The 13348-nt window shown below is 63.0% G+C and carries 12 protein-coding genes and 1 pseudogene; 6 read left to right on the top strand and 7 right to left on the bottom strand.

Annotated elements, in window-relative coordinates:
* Positions 1 to 46: 46 nt before the first annotated feature.
* On the top strand, positions 47 to 277 hold the full coding sequence (locus AC1D14_RS13175; protein ID WP_476968620.1) for a zinc-ribbon domain-containing protein: 231 nt from the start codon (positions 47 to 49) through the stop codon (positions 275 to 277).
* 90 nt (positions 278 to 367) lie between these two features.
* Here AC1D14_RS13175 and AC1D14_RS13170 read toward each other — a convergent pair whose 3' ends face one another.
* Positions 368 to 1462, bottom strand: a complete 1095-nt coding sequence (locus AC1D14_RS13170) for an SDR family oxidoreductase (protein WP_230117312.1) — start codon at positions 1460 to 1462, stop codon at positions 368 to 370.
* 706 nt (positions 1463 to 2168) lie between these two features.
* A pseudogene (locus AC1D14_RS13165) lies at positions 2169 to 3049 on the bottom strand (helix-turn-helix transcriptional regulator).
* Positions 3050 to 3150: 101 nt separating this feature from the next.
* Here AC1D14_RS13165 and AC1D14_RS13160 point away from each other — a divergent pair.
* Positions 3151 to 3987, top strand: a complete 837-nt coding sequence (locus AC1D14_RS13160) for a cation:proton antiporter domain-containing protein (RefSeq protein WP_230117311.1) — start codon at positions 3151 to 3153, stop codon at positions 3985 to 3987.
* A 230-nt stretch (positions 3988 to 4217) separates the two neighbouring features.
* On the opposite strand, the gene AC1D14_RS13155 is transcribed toward AC1D14_RS13160, so the two are convergent.
* The 3 genes from AC1D14_RS13155 to AC1D14_RS13145 all read right to left on the bottom strand — a co-directional run bounded on the left by AC1D14_RS13155 (position 4218) and on the right by AC1D14_RS13145 (position 7737).
* The gene (locus AC1D14_RS13155) at positions 4218 to 5030 is read right to left on the bottom strand and encodes an MBL fold metallo-hydrolase (RefSeq protein WP_476968619.1); all 813 of its coding nucleotides are present in this window, start codon (positions 5028 to 5030) and stop codon (positions 4218 to 4220) included.
* Positions 5031 to 5156: 126 nt separating this feature from the next.
* On the bottom strand, positions 5157 to 6605 hold the full coding sequence (locus AC1D14_RS13150; protein ID WP_476968618.1) for an SLC13 family permease: 1449 nt from the start codon (positions 6603 to 6605) through the stop codon (positions 5157 to 5159).
* Positions 6606 to 6618: 13 nt separating this feature from the next.
* Positions 6619 to 7737: a PrpF domain-containing protein gene (locus AC1D14_RS13145; RefSeq protein WP_230117308.1), complete on the bottom strand. Its 1119-nt coding sequence runs from the start codon at positions 7735 to 7737 to the stop codon at positions 6619 to 6621.
* Between the two features lie 239 nt (positions 7738 to 7976).
* Between AC1D14_RS13145 and AC1D14_RS13140 the strand changes: the two genes are divergently transcribed.
* The 3 genes from AC1D14_RS13140 to AC1D14_RS13130 all read left to right on the top strand — a co-directional run bounded on the left by AC1D14_RS13140 (position 7977) and on the right by AC1D14_RS13130 (position 10895).
* Positions 7977 to 8915, top strand: coding sequence for a LysR family transcriptional regulator (locus tag AC1D14_RS13140; protein WP_230117307.1), 939 nt, complete (start codon positions 7977 to 7979; stop codon positions 8913 to 8915).
* Positions 8916 to 9165: 250 nt separating this feature from the next.
* A complete protein-coding gene (locus AC1D14_RS13135) occupies positions 9166 to 9816 on the top strand; it encodes an alpha/beta hydrolase (protein ID WP_230117306.1) in 651 nt (216 codons plus the stop codon).
* Complete coding sequence (locus AC1D14_RS13130; protein ID WP_230117305.1) at positions 9813 to 10895, top strand: LLM class flavin-dependent oxidoreductase; 1083 nt, start codon at positions 9813 to 9815, stop codon at positions 10893 to 10895. Before AC1D14_RS13135 ends, AC1D14_RS13130 begins: the two co-directional genes overlap by 4 nt.
* Positions 10896 to 10918: 23 nt before the next feature.
* Here the strand turns inward: AC1D14_RS13130 and AC1D14_RS13125 are convergent, their stop codons facing one another.
* Positions 10919 to 11542 (bottom strand): hypothetical protein, encoded by a 624-nt coding sequence (locus AC1D14_RS13125; protein ID WP_476968617.1) that lies wholly within the window; start codon positions 11540 to 11542, stop codon positions 10919 to 10921.
* A 233-nt stretch (positions 11543 to 11775) separates the two neighbouring features.
* Positions 11776 to 12198 (bottom strand): alternative ribosome rescue aminoacyl-tRNA hydrolase ArfB, encoded by a 423-nt coding sequence (gene arfB / locus AC1D14_RS13120; RefSeq protein ID WP_476877047.1) that lies wholly within the window; start codon positions 12196 to 12198, stop codon positions 11776 to 11778.
* A gap of 513 nt (positions 12199 to 12711) precedes the next feature.
* Here arfB and AC1D14_RS13115 point away from each other — a divergent pair.
* Complete coding sequence (locus AC1D14_RS13115) at positions 12712 to 13347, top strand: dihydrofolate reductase family protein (RefSeq protein ID WP_230117303.1); 636 nt, start codon at positions 12712 to 12714, stop codon at positions 13345 to 13347.
* Position 13348: the final 1 nt, after the last annotated feature.

The following is a 13348-nucleotide window of genomic DNA, read 5'->3' as shown; positions in this document are numbered from 1 at the left end:
ACCACCGCATGAGCGGTCACTATGACGTTTTTGAAAGGTACAAACAATGCTTCTGCTCTTTGGTCTCAAAACCGTCCTGCGCTCCTTGCCGGGCCGGGTTGCCACCTGCCAGTCCTGCGGGCTCTCCGTCCACCACCACCTCGAAGAACGCGCCACCAAATTCACGCTGTTCTTCATACCCCTCTTCACCACGTCCAGGTCCTACCGCATCACCCGCTCGAACTGCGGACAGATGTCAACGATCAACTCCCGCCAGAAAAACGCGCTGACCCGCTGACAGCGGAAGCACCAGTCCGGAATTGCTGGCTATCGGTGGCCAACCACACGTGTGAGAAGGGTCAGCGACCCGGTGGTCTCATGGGGGCGGTCAGGGGATGATTTTTTCGCTGCGGTAGCGGTCAAACAGCTGGCGGAAGGAGTCATCCGTCCTCCGGTATCCGGTGAAACCAGCCACGCGGCTTTTGCCCATGTCCGCGAGCACCTCGAGGTGGCGTCCAAGATCGGCGTCCGTGTGCCACCACGATGCAATCTTTGATAAGTCTGCCTCCGCCAGGCCATGATTGGCGGCAATCTGGGACCACACGGATTCCATGCCTTGCATCTGTTCCTCCAGCGGACGCGGGGAGCCCTCAAAACCTTCTGCTTCGACGCCAAAATAGGCAGCTATTTGCGGCCACATCCAGCGCCATCGGAAGACGTCGCCGTTGACCACGTTGTAGGCCTGATTGTGTGCTTCATCGGTGGTGGCTGCCCATATCATGTGCTCGGCAAGGAGGTCAGCGTCGGTCATGTCCGTGAGGCTGTTCCATTGAGTCTCGGAGCCTGGAAACACGAAGGGGCGGCCCAGCTCTTTGCAGATGGAAGCTTGTGCCGCCAAAGTCAGTCCCATATTCATTGCGTTGCCGACGGCGTGGCCGATTACGGTGTGTGATCGGTGCACGGACCAACGGAATCCCTGCCTTTCTGCTGCCGCCCACAGCTCGTCTTCTTGCGCGTAGTAGAAGTTCGGGGCCGGGAGCCGTGGTGCTTCTTCACGAAAGGGGGTCTCCGGAATCGGGCCCGCTCCGTAGGTCTCAAACGGGCCCAGGTAGTGCTTCAGACCAGTCATCAGAGCCACGTGTTCGACCGGGGCGTGCTCCAGGGCAGCGAGAAGGTCTCGGAGCATGGCCGCATTGACGCGGATATTCTCTTGCTCGGTACTCTGCCTGGACCAGGCGGTGAAGAAGATGTGCGTTGGTTTCTCATCGCTGAGTGCCTGGGCGAGGCTGTCTGTGGATAGGAGATCGGCGGATACGTGTCTAGGCTGCCCACCGGAAACGGGGTTCCGGGACAACGTAAGGACGGTCCAGCCATCGTTTTCACCCAGTTTTTCGACGATTGCTGAACCGGCGATGCCGCTTGCACCTACAACCAGCGCTGTCTTGTTGTGGTTTTTGTCGGCGTTGAGGGCCACGGACGTCACTGTGCCTGACTTTCTTGGTGAGGGCCTCGTACCGGAATGGCCGGGGGCTCACCGGTTCGGCGGGTTTTATTGCCATCCTGCAGCCTATGGCGCCGGACGGGAACGCGCCGGGGAGGCCCCATGGTACTAGTGGGCTTCCTTCCGGAAAATAACGCTGCCTATGAAAGACTACGCCGCCTTAATTCCGGCGATGTGTGACTCTACGACAATAATCACGGTCCAGCTTTACGTAAGTTCAGGGCCAGCCGCCGGAAACCGCCGAGCAGCCGTGCGGACGCAGTCCGTCCGAGGCTTTCCTGCTGAGGGAACTCGATTCGGAGGAGACCACTGCACACCTGCGTTGGACACTTACAGCCTTGACCAGGGAGGAGGCGCTGGCTCCTTGACCTCTCGGCGGATTCTGCGGAACACCGGCCTTCACCTGTTGTGCAAGGCCGGTGCCGTGGCTCCTAGTACTTGCATGCTTGTGAACAGGCATCCGTCGGCAGCCCGGACCCGTCGAAGCTGTCGGGCGCTCAAGTGTTCACGCTCGCGGACGGGTCAGGTCGCCGATCACCAAGTCCACCCCTTCGGGAAGAATGCGGACTGCGGCCTGGTCACCTACGAGTGCCGGACCGCCTATCCCTGCTACCGTGCTTCGGCCACAGCGTAGCGGCCGATGCTGCCGGTGGCTCCGACGACCAGGACAGCGGAGGCACGGTCTCGTCTATTTCTTGTCCATGACTGCGGCCTCTGCGGTGTTCCGCTGGGTAACGGCCCAACTGGCGAGGACTTTCAACGCGTCCTCGGATGGTGTCCCGGGATCTGCTGTGTAGACGTTGATGCGCAGTCCCGGGTCTGCGGGCAGTTCAAGCGCTTCGAAGCTCAAGTCCAAGTCGCCAACAATCGGGTGGTGGAGCCGTTTGCGGCCAGCTCGGTGGTACTTCACGTCGTGACGGGCCTACCGGGTGCGGAACTCCTCGCTGCGGGTTGAGAGTTCACCGATCAGGTCCGTGAGGTCCTTGTCGTACGGGTTTTTCCCGGCCGTGGAGCGCAGGACTGCGACGACGTCGTCCGCTGCGCGTTCCCAATCGGCGAAGAACTCCCGCGCTTTCGGATTCAGGAAGGTGAAGCGAGCGCTGTTCGGCGGAGTGGGCCCCTCTGCCATCATGTCCAGATAARGGGCACGGCCCAGTTCGTTGGCGGCGAGTACATCCCCGCGGTCGTTGCGGACCCAGGCCGGCGCCGTCGTGATCGCATCGATGACGCGTTGCACGCTCGGCCGTACCGTCTGCGGGCTGCGCTTGCGCCGCACCCGGGGGGAGGCGGTGGCGGCGCGGGCAAGGTCAAAAGGTGGGCCGTTTCGGCGTCGTCGAGCTTCAGGGCACGCCCGAGTGCTTCAAGGACGCTGTCCGAGGCGCCGGAGAGGTTTCCCCGCTCAAGGCGTATGTAGTAATCGATGCTCATCCCGGCGAGCATGGCGACTTCCTCGCGGCGCAGCCCGGTAACGCGCCGGTTGCCGCCATAGACCGGCAGGCCGGCCTCCTCGGGCGTGATCCTTGCACGCCGGGAGGTCAGGAATTTCCGCACGTCGTCGCTGTGTGTCATGGCGTCCACGCTACGCGCGGTCGGCGGGACGAGGGAGGCGCTGGCGTTACCCGAAAGGCCGTGACTCCCGGCCCGTAAGGAATCACGGTTGCATTGAAAGCATGAAACCTGAACGCGCAACCGCTCCTCACCCGGCAGCGATCCTGGCGATCATCCTCGTCAGCTACTTCATGATCCTGCTGGACAACTCGGTCATCTTGCAGGCTGCCGTGCACGAAATCAACCCCCAGGACGTGGGACGGCTCCTGCTAACCGCGGTTGCCGTTTGGCTGGTTCTCATCATCATCCGGTTCGTGTTCCAGACCGTGAGCGTCGCCGTCATCCGAATTCTGGACAGGCGCCCCTCCCAACGCCAGCGCCGGACGACCTACCGGGCCCGGGTCGTGAGCTCCATTGCTGGCTTCCGCGGGGCGGTTTCCCTCGCTATCGCGCTGTCCGTGCCATCGGCACTTAATGACGGCACCCCGCTCTCTGGACGCGAGGACATCATCTTCATCAGCGCCGGCGTCATAGTGCTGACCATGCTCGTCCAAGGCCCTCTGCTGCCCGCCGTAGTCCGCTGGGCCAAGCTTCCCGATGAACCTGAAGAGGAGGAACTCCGCCTGGCCGAACTGGCCATTGCTGCCGCCGCCGTCCCCGCCGTTGACGAAGTCGCCCACGAACTCAGGACCAGCGCAGAAGTCCACGGCCGCGTCGCGGACGAATATCGATCCCATCTGTCGGTCATACAGGCTCTGAAAGGTGGTTCCGTTCCCGAGACCACGATGCAATCACATCAGGAAGAAATCACGCTCCGCCGAGCCCTACTCGACAGGAAACGCGAAGCACTTCTGGGGCTCCGCCTCGCTGGCACGGTCGATGACAGCGTCGCCCGGCGACTTCAGACCAGGCTTGATGTCGAAGAACAACGCCTGACCGGCGTCGAAACATACGACTGACAGTCCTCGGAACTGATCGCAGCCTCATCACGGTAGCCGTGCTCACCGCTGGCGGAAACACCAGCAAGTAAGGAAATCATGAACATCGAACCCAATGCGCCGACAACCAAAAACCCGCCGGCCCAATTCGCTGGCGATGTGTGACGGGATCCAATCGCTGTGCCGCACGAGAGATTTGAGTCCTCCGCCGCCTTCGATCCCAAACTAACGCTCAAGGGGAAATGGACGGTTCAGGTCAAATGGTCGAAGTCTCCTCGCGCCCACGCAGCGTGCCGTTGGGCGGAATCGTGCAGAACGGCCTTGGCTACCGACGCGATTACATTGTTGAAGTTGCCGTAGATCCGGTCGAAGTTGAGCTCTTCCAGCTGCGCGGCGATTCGCAACGCCACTGCGCCGGAAAGCGGCAAGCGATTCGGGTAGCTGCGCATGAATGCGATGGAGCGACGGTCTGGGTTCGGAAACACGCTGTCACCGGTCAGCAGAACTCCTCTGCCGCCCGCTCCTGCAGCCCAGTGCACCACCGCGCTGCCCGGGAAGTGCCCTCCGGTTTGGTGCAGTGTCAACCCTTCGGCGATGGTTTGACTGCCGGACCAGTATTCGATGACCGGATCGTTGCGCCCCAGCCATCGCCGGTCTGCGTCCGCCACAAGTACAGGGACGCCACCGAGCCGATGCGACCATTCGACCTGCACACCGAACATGTGCGGATGGCTAGCGGCGATCGCCAGAACCGGGCCGCGCTCGAGCGCTGCCTGCACAGCGTTGTCATCGACATATCCGACCGGATCCCACAGCAGCGAACCCTCCTGTGTCACCACAAGCTGAGCGGTCTGGCCGATCCCAACTTTTGGCTCCGTCTCGATCCCGACAAGTCCCGGCTCATTCTGCTTCAACAATGTCTGCTGGCCCTCCTGCGCCAGCCCGTCCAGCGTGAGCCACTTTTGTCCGTCCTTGGGCACATACTGCCGCTCATCGCTGCAGATCGGGCAGACCCCGGGGGCAGGTTCGTCGCGTTCGACACCGCAGGTTGCGCAGATCAGCATGGTCGATCCCTTCTAAGCGTCGTGTGCTTCCCGCCTTCGGCCGCAGGCTGGCGTGCCCAGACTATGGCACGCGAAAGTGTCCTAGGAAGAGAGGTCGCTGCGGTATCAATTGAGTTGGTGCACGGGTCACATGATTCCAGTCGGAACCAACAGGGCCCATGCCAGCGCGGGGGCAACCAGGACCACTCCACCCGCGTACATCATCAGCTGCTTGTAGACGCGTTGGCGGTCGTTCTCCCGGGCGTTGGCGACAACGAGGGCACCGTCGGTGGAGAAGGGAGAGACATCCACCACTGTCGCGGCGATTGCGAGCGCGGCGACGGTTCCCGAAGCGCTCAGCGAACTGGACGCCAAGAGGGGACCGGCCAGGGGGATGAATGCGGTCAGCAATGCCGTGGAGGAGGCGAAGGCTGAGCCGACGCCAATCACGTAGCAAAGGACCAGAGCGATCAGCAGGGGCGCACCCAGGGCGAGGGCTTGTTGGGCGAGGGTGTCGATGACGCCGACGTGTTGGAGCAGTGAGACGTAGGTGATCATGCCGGCCACCAGCAGGACGGTAGACCAGGAGATGCCGCTGATGAAGGTCCGGTGTTCTTTGATGTTGATCAGTGCCAGGAGRAGGCCGGCGGAGAGGGCGACAAAGCCGATCGGCATGTGGAAGCCCAGGGTGCAGACGAGCATCGCAGCGATCAGCACCAGCGTGAGGATTTGCTGGCCGTGCGGACGCGTGGTGCGGGGCGCGTCAGCGTCGACATGCTGGGTGCCTTCACCGTCGCGCAGTTTGYCCAGGAGGGCAAACAGTACGACCGTCAGGGCCGAAAGGATGAGATTGAGGGCGAAGCTGGCGGCAAAGAGTCCGCCCTGGGAGATGGGGAAGCCGTTTTTCAGCGCGATGTCGTGTACCAGCACGCCGGCAACGGACAGTGGGGAGAACCCGCCCGCGTGGGCTCCGTTGATAATGAACGCGCCCATGAGTACGGGGTGGATGCGCGATTCGTAGGCGAAGCCGATGGCTGCAGGTGCGAGAAGTGCGACGGCGGCGGGGGAGAAGGTGCCTAAAGAGGTCAGCGCAGCAGCCATAAGAAAGAACACCCATGGGAGCAGCAGTGTCTTGCCCCTGACGAGGCGCACACAGGTCTGCACGATGATGTCGATGGTCCCGTTCCGCTGGGCCATGCTGAAGAAGTAGGTGACGCCGATGATCGTCAGAACGATGCTGGCCGGGAATTCCTGAAGGATCTCCTTGTCGCTCATTCCGAGCATGAAGTAGCCGACGCCGAACGACGCCACCAGCCCCATCACCCCGATGTTCAGTGGCCATTTCGTGGCGACGACGAACATCACGACAAGTATGACGAGCGGGATGATCTGGGTAGCGGTCATGGGCGACTCCGATTCCGGGGTGGCCGCGGGGTTGAAAATGGCTCCCCCGAACACGAGGGCAACCAGACCGAGGATCGCGATCGCGGCTACCGATATCAGCAGGATACGGCGGCGACGGTTGGGGCGCTTGGGACGGTCTTCCCGGATTCTGCTCTCTGCCTCGGGAGCAGGCTGGTAAATAGTCTTAGTCATGATCGGTGGCTCCTCATTGAGTGGCTGATGCTAGTGAGGCTTCGGCAGCGCTGCCGAGAGCCTCCGGGAGGTGGATGATGGTGGTGGCAATGGTGCGGGCCGTTCGGTCGACGCCGACCAGCAGGGTCCCGTCGCGCTCCTCGCTCCAGGTCTCGATCACCCCTGCAGGAGTGCGTAGTCTCAGCGTGGGCCGCGGAGTGTCGCCCGTGATGCTGTTTAGTACGGTGCCCGGGGTGCCGGCGGCGAGGGTCAAGGCGATGCTGCCGGTGATGGCCAGCGCCGGGTGGGGCTTGCCCATCGAGAGCATCATGACGTTGACGTCGCTGTCCGCGTCCGGCTGGGTAGGGGAGGCGACAATCGCGAGCTTGGGGATGGCTCGGGCAGCTTCTGCCGTTGTTTGTACCAGCCCCATCCGGACGGCGGCCTGTCGACGGATATGCTCCAAAGTTTCCAGCTGCAATTCCACCCCGGCGACCCAGCTGTCGTACCGGGCGGGGTCCAGGCCGAGCTCTTCAGCACGGACCATCACAACCGGCGCTCCGGCGTCGACCATTGAAACAGTCCAGCGTGTTCCACCAGCGGTTATCGTGTCTGTCACTGCACCGGTGGGCAGCAATTCTCCTGTGGTCTTGCCCGCTGGATCCTGGAAGCCGAGACCGACCCGGTAGCCGGGAAACGCAACCCCGGGCATCTGAGCTTCCGGAACGATGGGCAGGGCCCCTGCGGGAGTGGCGACCCGCTGGACGATGATCTGGCCGGTGTTGGTGTTGCGGGTGACGATCCGGGTGACGTCTCCGTGGGGAATCACCCATCCCTTTTCGATCGCGTAAAGGCCGACAACCGCGGAGCAGTTCCCGCAGTTGCTCCCCCAGTCCACTGCCGCCTCTTCGATGCCGACCTGAGCGAAGGTGAACTCGACGTCAACATCCTTGTCGGACGGTCGACGAAGGATCATCGCTTTGCTGGTTGTCGAAGTTGCTCCGCCGACACCGTCAATCTGTCTTGGGTCGGGACTTCCGAACAGCCGGGGAAGCAGATCGTCCAAGCTGGTGCGGGTTTCGTCCAGGTGCTCCGTTTCGAAGACCCAGCACTTGCTGGTGCCTCCGCGCATCCATTCAGCTTCTATCTTCATCGTGTTTCCTACATCTCTCCGTGCCGCGCTTTGGTCAGGGGCCTGATAAAAGAATGAGCCGGATCACAAATGAAGACAATGTTCAATTTTTGAGGGGGGATGTAGAGATACTTAAGTCATTGGCATTCAACGCCCAAAGTTCCATTTTCCGGCCCTTCTTGGACGAGATGTGTCCCCGCTGTCACGCAGATTTCCTCGTGATTGCATAGAATGAACTAAACGAACAGAAGGGTGAACCATTGCTTAACGATGAAGGACACAATTTGTTCGACATCCGTCGTTTGGCCCTGCTGGTGGAGGTCGTCGAGCAGGGATCGATTACTGCTGCGGCTGAGTTGATGATGTACACCCCGTCGGCAGTTTCCCAGCAGCTGCGGAAACTCGAACAGGAGGTGGGGCAGCCGCTGCTCAACCGCCGCTCCCGTGGGGTTGTGCCTACCGAGGCTGGCCAGGTGCTGGCTGGGCACGCCCGCAAGATCGTTGGGCAGATGCGGGCGGCACAGTCCGACCTGGACCAGATCGCCGGTCTCAGACGCGGCTCTTTGACCGTCGGTACGTTTCCGACGTTGGCAGGGTCTTTCCTGCCCGTTGTTATCCGCGCCTTTAAGAAGAGATACCCGGCAATCGGACTCTCGGTGCGCAGCGCGCGCTTTGACGAACTTGTGTCGGACCTCGAGGCAGGAGTCACCGGACTGTGCCTGCTCTGGGACTATTCCTGGAATCGGTTCCAAGACGATTCCATCCGGGTAACAGAAGTCTTCCAGGAAAGCACTGTAATCCTGGTATCCCGCGGGCACCCACTCGCCGACCGGGATGAGGTGAAGATGGAGGACCTGCGAAAGGAGTCGTGGATAGTTCGCGCGGAGGCCCACCCGGTGGTGGAGGTCCTTCAACGTTCCGCCCACGATGCCGGGTTCGAGCCGACCATTGGCTTCCTGGCCAACGATTACCAAGAGGCACAGGCCATGGTCAGCGTTGGAATGGGCGTGGCCATGGTGCCCAAAACTGCCGTGGCCCTCCAGCACCCTGACGTCAAGGTGCTCAGTCTCGGTCCTGCCGCCCCCCTGCGACGGGTATTGCTGGCCCAACGCCAAGACAAGGTCTACGCCCCGTCAGAGGTCGCATTCCACACCACGCTCCTGGAAATTGCCCGCGAGCGAGCCAGCGATTATCTCTAATCGCATGGCATGGGGCTCAATGCCGGCAGACTGCTTACCCCGTGGTTGCGGACAACCTGGACAGCCGTCCGATCCGATTCATTTAGTTGAAGCTGCAAGTAATCGGGTGTATCGTTGAAGGCGGTCAACTGCCCGGTACCGTGCCTGTGGCCGGTGATGGCCGTTCGTTCCATACCTCCCGCGGATCCGGGCGGCGCCCGAGCCGCACGCCGATTCCGGATCCCCTTAGCCCCAGGAGCTGATCCTCAGAATGAACACCACACTGCGCGACGTGCGCTCGCACGGCTGGACCACCAATCCGGTTCCCGAAGCGGTCGCACTCTTTCTGCATGGATTCGGCTCCAACGAGCACGATTTGGGCTCGCTGGCGCCGGTGCTTGGGCTGAACCTGCCCTGGGCATCCCTGCGGGCACCGATTGAGCTCGGCAACGGCGGGGCGGCATGGTTCTCGATCACCACGCCCGGAAACCCCGAGTCCGGGCCGGTGGAGAAAGCAACCGACGCCATCTGGGCCTGGGTCGAGACAAACGTGGACCCCGGCACCCGCCTCGTGCCCATCGGGTTCTCGCAGGGAGGGCTCATGGCAAGCCAGCTGCTGCGCGCGCGGCCCGAACGGGTGGTGGCCCCCGTCGTGCTGGGCGGATTCGTGCTGGGCGCACCACAGCCGGGCGACGAGACGCTGCGCGGCATTCGCCCGAGCCTGTTCTGGGGCCGAGGCTCCGAAGACAGGGTCATCGCCCCCGTGGCGATCACGCGCAGCAGCGAGTACCTTCCACAGCACACCTCGCTGATCGAGCGGGTCTATCCGGGACTGGCTCATGGCATCAACGCAACCGAGCTTGACGACGTGCGTGACTTCCTCGCCGCCGAGGTCGGTCCCCAGGCGGTGGCCCGAGCATGAGCGCCGCCACCCCGTTCGAGATCGGCATCTTCACCTTCGGCGAGCTCACCCGCAACGCCGAGGGAAAGCCGATGGATGCCGGTGCGCGCACCCGCGACATCCTTGAATGGGCGCGGGTCGCCGACGAGGCCGGGCTGGATGTCTTCGGCGTCGGCGAGCACCACCGGGAGGATTTCGCGGTGTCCTCGCCCCCGGTCCTGCTGGCCGCAGCGGCCGCGCAGACCACGCGAATCCGCCTGACCAGCACAGTCACCGTACTCTCAAGCGCCGATCCCGTCCGCGTCTTCGAAGACTTCGCGACGCTCGATCTCATCAGCGCCGGACGCGCCGAAATCACCGCCGGACGCGGCGCCTATCTGGAATCCTTCCCGCTCTTCGGCCAGCCGCTGGAGCGCTACGACGAGTACTTCGAGGACCGGCTCGAGCTGCTGCTGCGGATCCGCGACGAAAACCCCGTCACCTGGAACGGAACCACCCGTCCGCCGCTGAAAGATGCAGGAATCTGGCCGCGACCGGCCCAGGCAGCTCTGCCGATCTGGGCTGCGGTCGGCGGGACGCCTGCCTCGGCGGTGCGTGCCGGAAAGCTGGGGCTGCCGTTGTACCTGGCGATCCTCGGCGGACCGGAGCGGTTCGCACCCCTGGCCGAACTGTATCGGCGCTCCGCCGCAGAGGCAGGCCAGATGCCTGGTCAGATCGGAGTGACCTCGCACTTCTACGTCGAGGAGACCTCGCAGGGAGCGAAGGACACGTTCTTCCCGCACTATTCGTCATACATCGGCCAGAACATGCCGCGCAGGGGGCGGCTCGATCGTGCAGGCTTCGAGGCCTGGGCGGGCCCGCGCGGCGCGCTATTCGCTGGCAGCCCGGCCGAAATCATCGACAAGATCCTTTGGGAGCACGAGATTCTGGGCCATACTCGCTTCCTCGCGCAGGTCGGTCTGGGCGGCTTGTCGCAGGCGGCGACCCTGCGCTCCATCGGGCTGCTGGCGACCGAGGTGCTGCCCGCTGTCCGGGCGGCGCTGAAGCCCAAACCGTTAAGCAACGTTAAGCAGGGAATCCAGCCCTGTCCCCAGACATAGACCAGGCTGGCCAGTCACGGCGCTCAATTTACCAATTGGAGCTTCGATGTGAGATGTTCTTCTGCCTCCGGCGATAGGTCGGTGCTAACAATCACGTATAGGGCACGCGCCTTGTTCTCCGGTGAGATAAAAGCCATCACCTTAATGACGTCCGAGTCCAAAGTCGGAGGCCAGGTGATGACGAGCTTCCCGTTCTCGAAATCCAGCTTGCCCGATACAGCCCACGCGTCATTCCGTTGGAGCGAGACTGGCCCAGGGTTGTCCCAGTGGAAAACTCCGAAATGCTTGTCGCCCCCGACTTCAGTTGTGTAGTGGAGCTTTCCCTTTGTGCCAGTCAGTAGGCCGGAATCCTTTGTCAAACATCCGGCCAGCTGCCACGCGTCAATCTGGGCAGGGGGTAGGACATTGTGCCCGAGACCTGGGTCGTCCGCCCATTTGCCTTGCTTGTGCGCTTCTTTCGTCAGTAGGAACGAGTAGTTCGTCAAGTTCGCCATGCGTATCGCGACCGTGTCATCGGTGTCGACCGCCTCGTAGACCGCCTTCAATGTCTTTTCAACCTCTTGCGCGGCCGAAGCAACCTTCTTTGCGGTTTCATCGACGGCAGCAGCGATGCCTCCGACGTACTCAATTGCCTGAACGATTGCCATTGGGGATTCCTATCGAAGAGCTCAGGGGAGAGCTTGGCCAACAAGCAGGTGTGTGCGTATTGGCGGTCCGCATATCACCTCCGCGGGCCCGCCGGCTCGGCTCCTCAGGTGCGGTGACTCAATATTGGACTCAGGCCGGTGGCCGGTCAAGGTGCTTGCGTTCCCGTAAGGCTTAGGGCTCCTGGTAACACGCTCCCGCTGCCCCCGTGGCCGAAATTGTGAACTGGACGGTGCTATTCGGCGGACGGCCGCTGTCGTTGCCGTTTCGTCGCCGCACGCTGTTCCTTTGCAGCGAGGCGCCGACGGTTCGAGCCCCGGGTGGGTTTTGTTGCCCGGCGGAGGGCCGCTCCTGGAGCAAGACCCTCTGCCACGAGGTCTGAGAGCTTGGCCAGGGCGATCTCGCGATTGCGCAGCTGAGAGCGCTGCTCGGATGCGGTCACGGTGATCACGCCGGCGATGAGTCGTCGCCCGAGACGTGTGACCAGCAGCTGCCGTTTGTCGTCAGACAGCGCCACAGAGTTGCCGACGTCCCACGAGAGCTCGACGCGGCTGTCCGAGGTGTTGACATGTTGACCGCCTGGCCCGGACGAACGCGAGAACCGCCAGCGCAGTTCCGACGCGGGAATCATAAGCGCGGGCGACACTTCCAGATCCATGCAACCAGCGTTGCACAACTTGGGCGAATACACCGCCGTAGGGGTGTCCGTTGCGACGGCAAACCGGGGGAGCGGCACCCGCGATTTGGAAACTAAGCCTGCTGACGATAATTTGGTTGCAGTGTCTCCGCGTTCCCCCATTCGCAGAGGCATTGACCTAGAAGGACCCCGCATCGCTGACTCGTGCTGCGGGGTCCTTCGCCGTCCGGGCCCGGTTCCTGCGGAAGCCGCAGTCCTGACTCGTCAGTTCCGCCCGAGGATGGTGCTCTTGGGCGGGGATCGCGTGGGCAGCCTGTCCGTGGCGCTCCACGGACCTTCCCTGGGTCAACGCGGTCTCTTGAACGTCTGATCGCTGCAGGGATAGCATTACCCGGCACGGGCGCGTCGAGGACGCACCTGGACAGCGTGGTGTCCGTGAGGGACTCGGCCTGGCTTGGTTAGACCCGGACGGGAACCGGCCGTCCTGGCCGGGGCCCAGCGGACATTGACGTCGATCAGATCGAGGAGCCGGCCATGGGCGAGACAACTGCGGAGGCGCCATCAGCGGAACTGATGGTCGACCTGATCATTTCCCTGGATGGGTATGCCTCGGCCGAGGGGTGGCCCGGCTGGTGGGGCCTGGAGGGGCCGGAATACCTGGCTTGGCTCGAGCAGGAGGGGGAGAAGGACTACACCTTCCTTCTCGGGGCGAACACATATCGGCTGATGTCCGGCATGTCACAGGAGGCGGCGGCCGGGGGCTCCGGGTTCTCCAAGGATGAGGGCACCGCCTTGACTGGCCTTGCCGCCGTGCCGAAGGTCGTCTTCTCTTCCACCTTGCAGGGTCCCCTGACGTGGCCGAACTCGAAGCTGGTCACCGGTGACGCGGTGGAGGCCGTGACGGAGATGAAACGGGCCGGTGCCGGGCCCTTGAGCACCCTCGGCAGCCTCAGCCTCTCCCGGTCGATGCTGGCCGCTGGCCTCGTGGACAGGTTCCGGGTGGTCGTCTTCCCGGTGATCACGGGGCGCACCGGGCGGGAGCGGATCTACGACGGCTATCCGGACATTTCGCTCGAGATGGTGGACAGCCGGACCTTCGACGGCCGGCTCCAGCTGCTCGAGTACGTCCCCACCGTGCTCAGCGGTCCGCCGGGCGGCGGCAGCAAGTGAC

This window comes from Arthrobacter sp. P1_B11 (genome assembly GCF_056406715.1).
Note: the sequence above shows the minus strand (reverse complement) of the source record. Positions and strands in the feature narration are given on the sequence as shown.

Bases quoted from the DNA above. Each gene is read 5' to 3' on its own strand.
- AC1D14_RS13175 (WP_476968620.1), top strand. From the start codon at position 47: ATGCTTCTGCTCTTTGGTCTCAAAACCGTCCTGCGCTCCTTGCCGGGC.
- arfB (WP_476877047.1), bottom strand. From the start codon at position 12,198: ATGGATCTGGAAGTGTCGCCCGCGCTTATGATTCCCGCGTCGGAACTG.
- AC1D14_RS13115 (WP_230117303.1), top strand. From the start codon at position 12,712: ATGGGCGAGACAACTGCGGAGGCGCCATCAGCGGAACTGATGGTCGAC.
- AC1D14_RS13125 (WP_476968617.1), bottom strand. From the start codon at position 11,542: ATGGCAATCGTTCAGGCAATTGAGTACGTCGGAGGCATCGCTGCTGCC.
- AC1D14_RS13155 (WP_476968619.1), bottom strand. From the start codon at position 5,030: ATGCTGATCTGCGCAACCTGCGGTGTCGAACGCGACGAACCTGCCCCC.
- AC1D14_RS13160 (WP_230117311.1), top strand. From the start codon at position 3,151: ATGAAACCTGAACGCGCAACCGCTCCTCACCCGGCAGCGATCCTGGCG.
- AC1D14_RS13135 (WP_230117306.1), top strand. From the start codon at position 9,166: ATGAACACCACACTGCGCGACGTGCGCTCGCACGGCTGGACCACCAAT.
- AC1D14_RS13130 (WP_230117305.1), top strand. From the start codon at position 9,813: ATGAGCGCCGCCACCCCGTTCGAGATCGGCATCTTCACCTTCGGCGAG.
- AC1D14_RS13145 (WP_230117308.1), bottom strand. From the start codon at position 7,737: ATGAAGATAGAAGCTGAATGGATGCGCGGAGGCACCAGCAAGTGCTGG.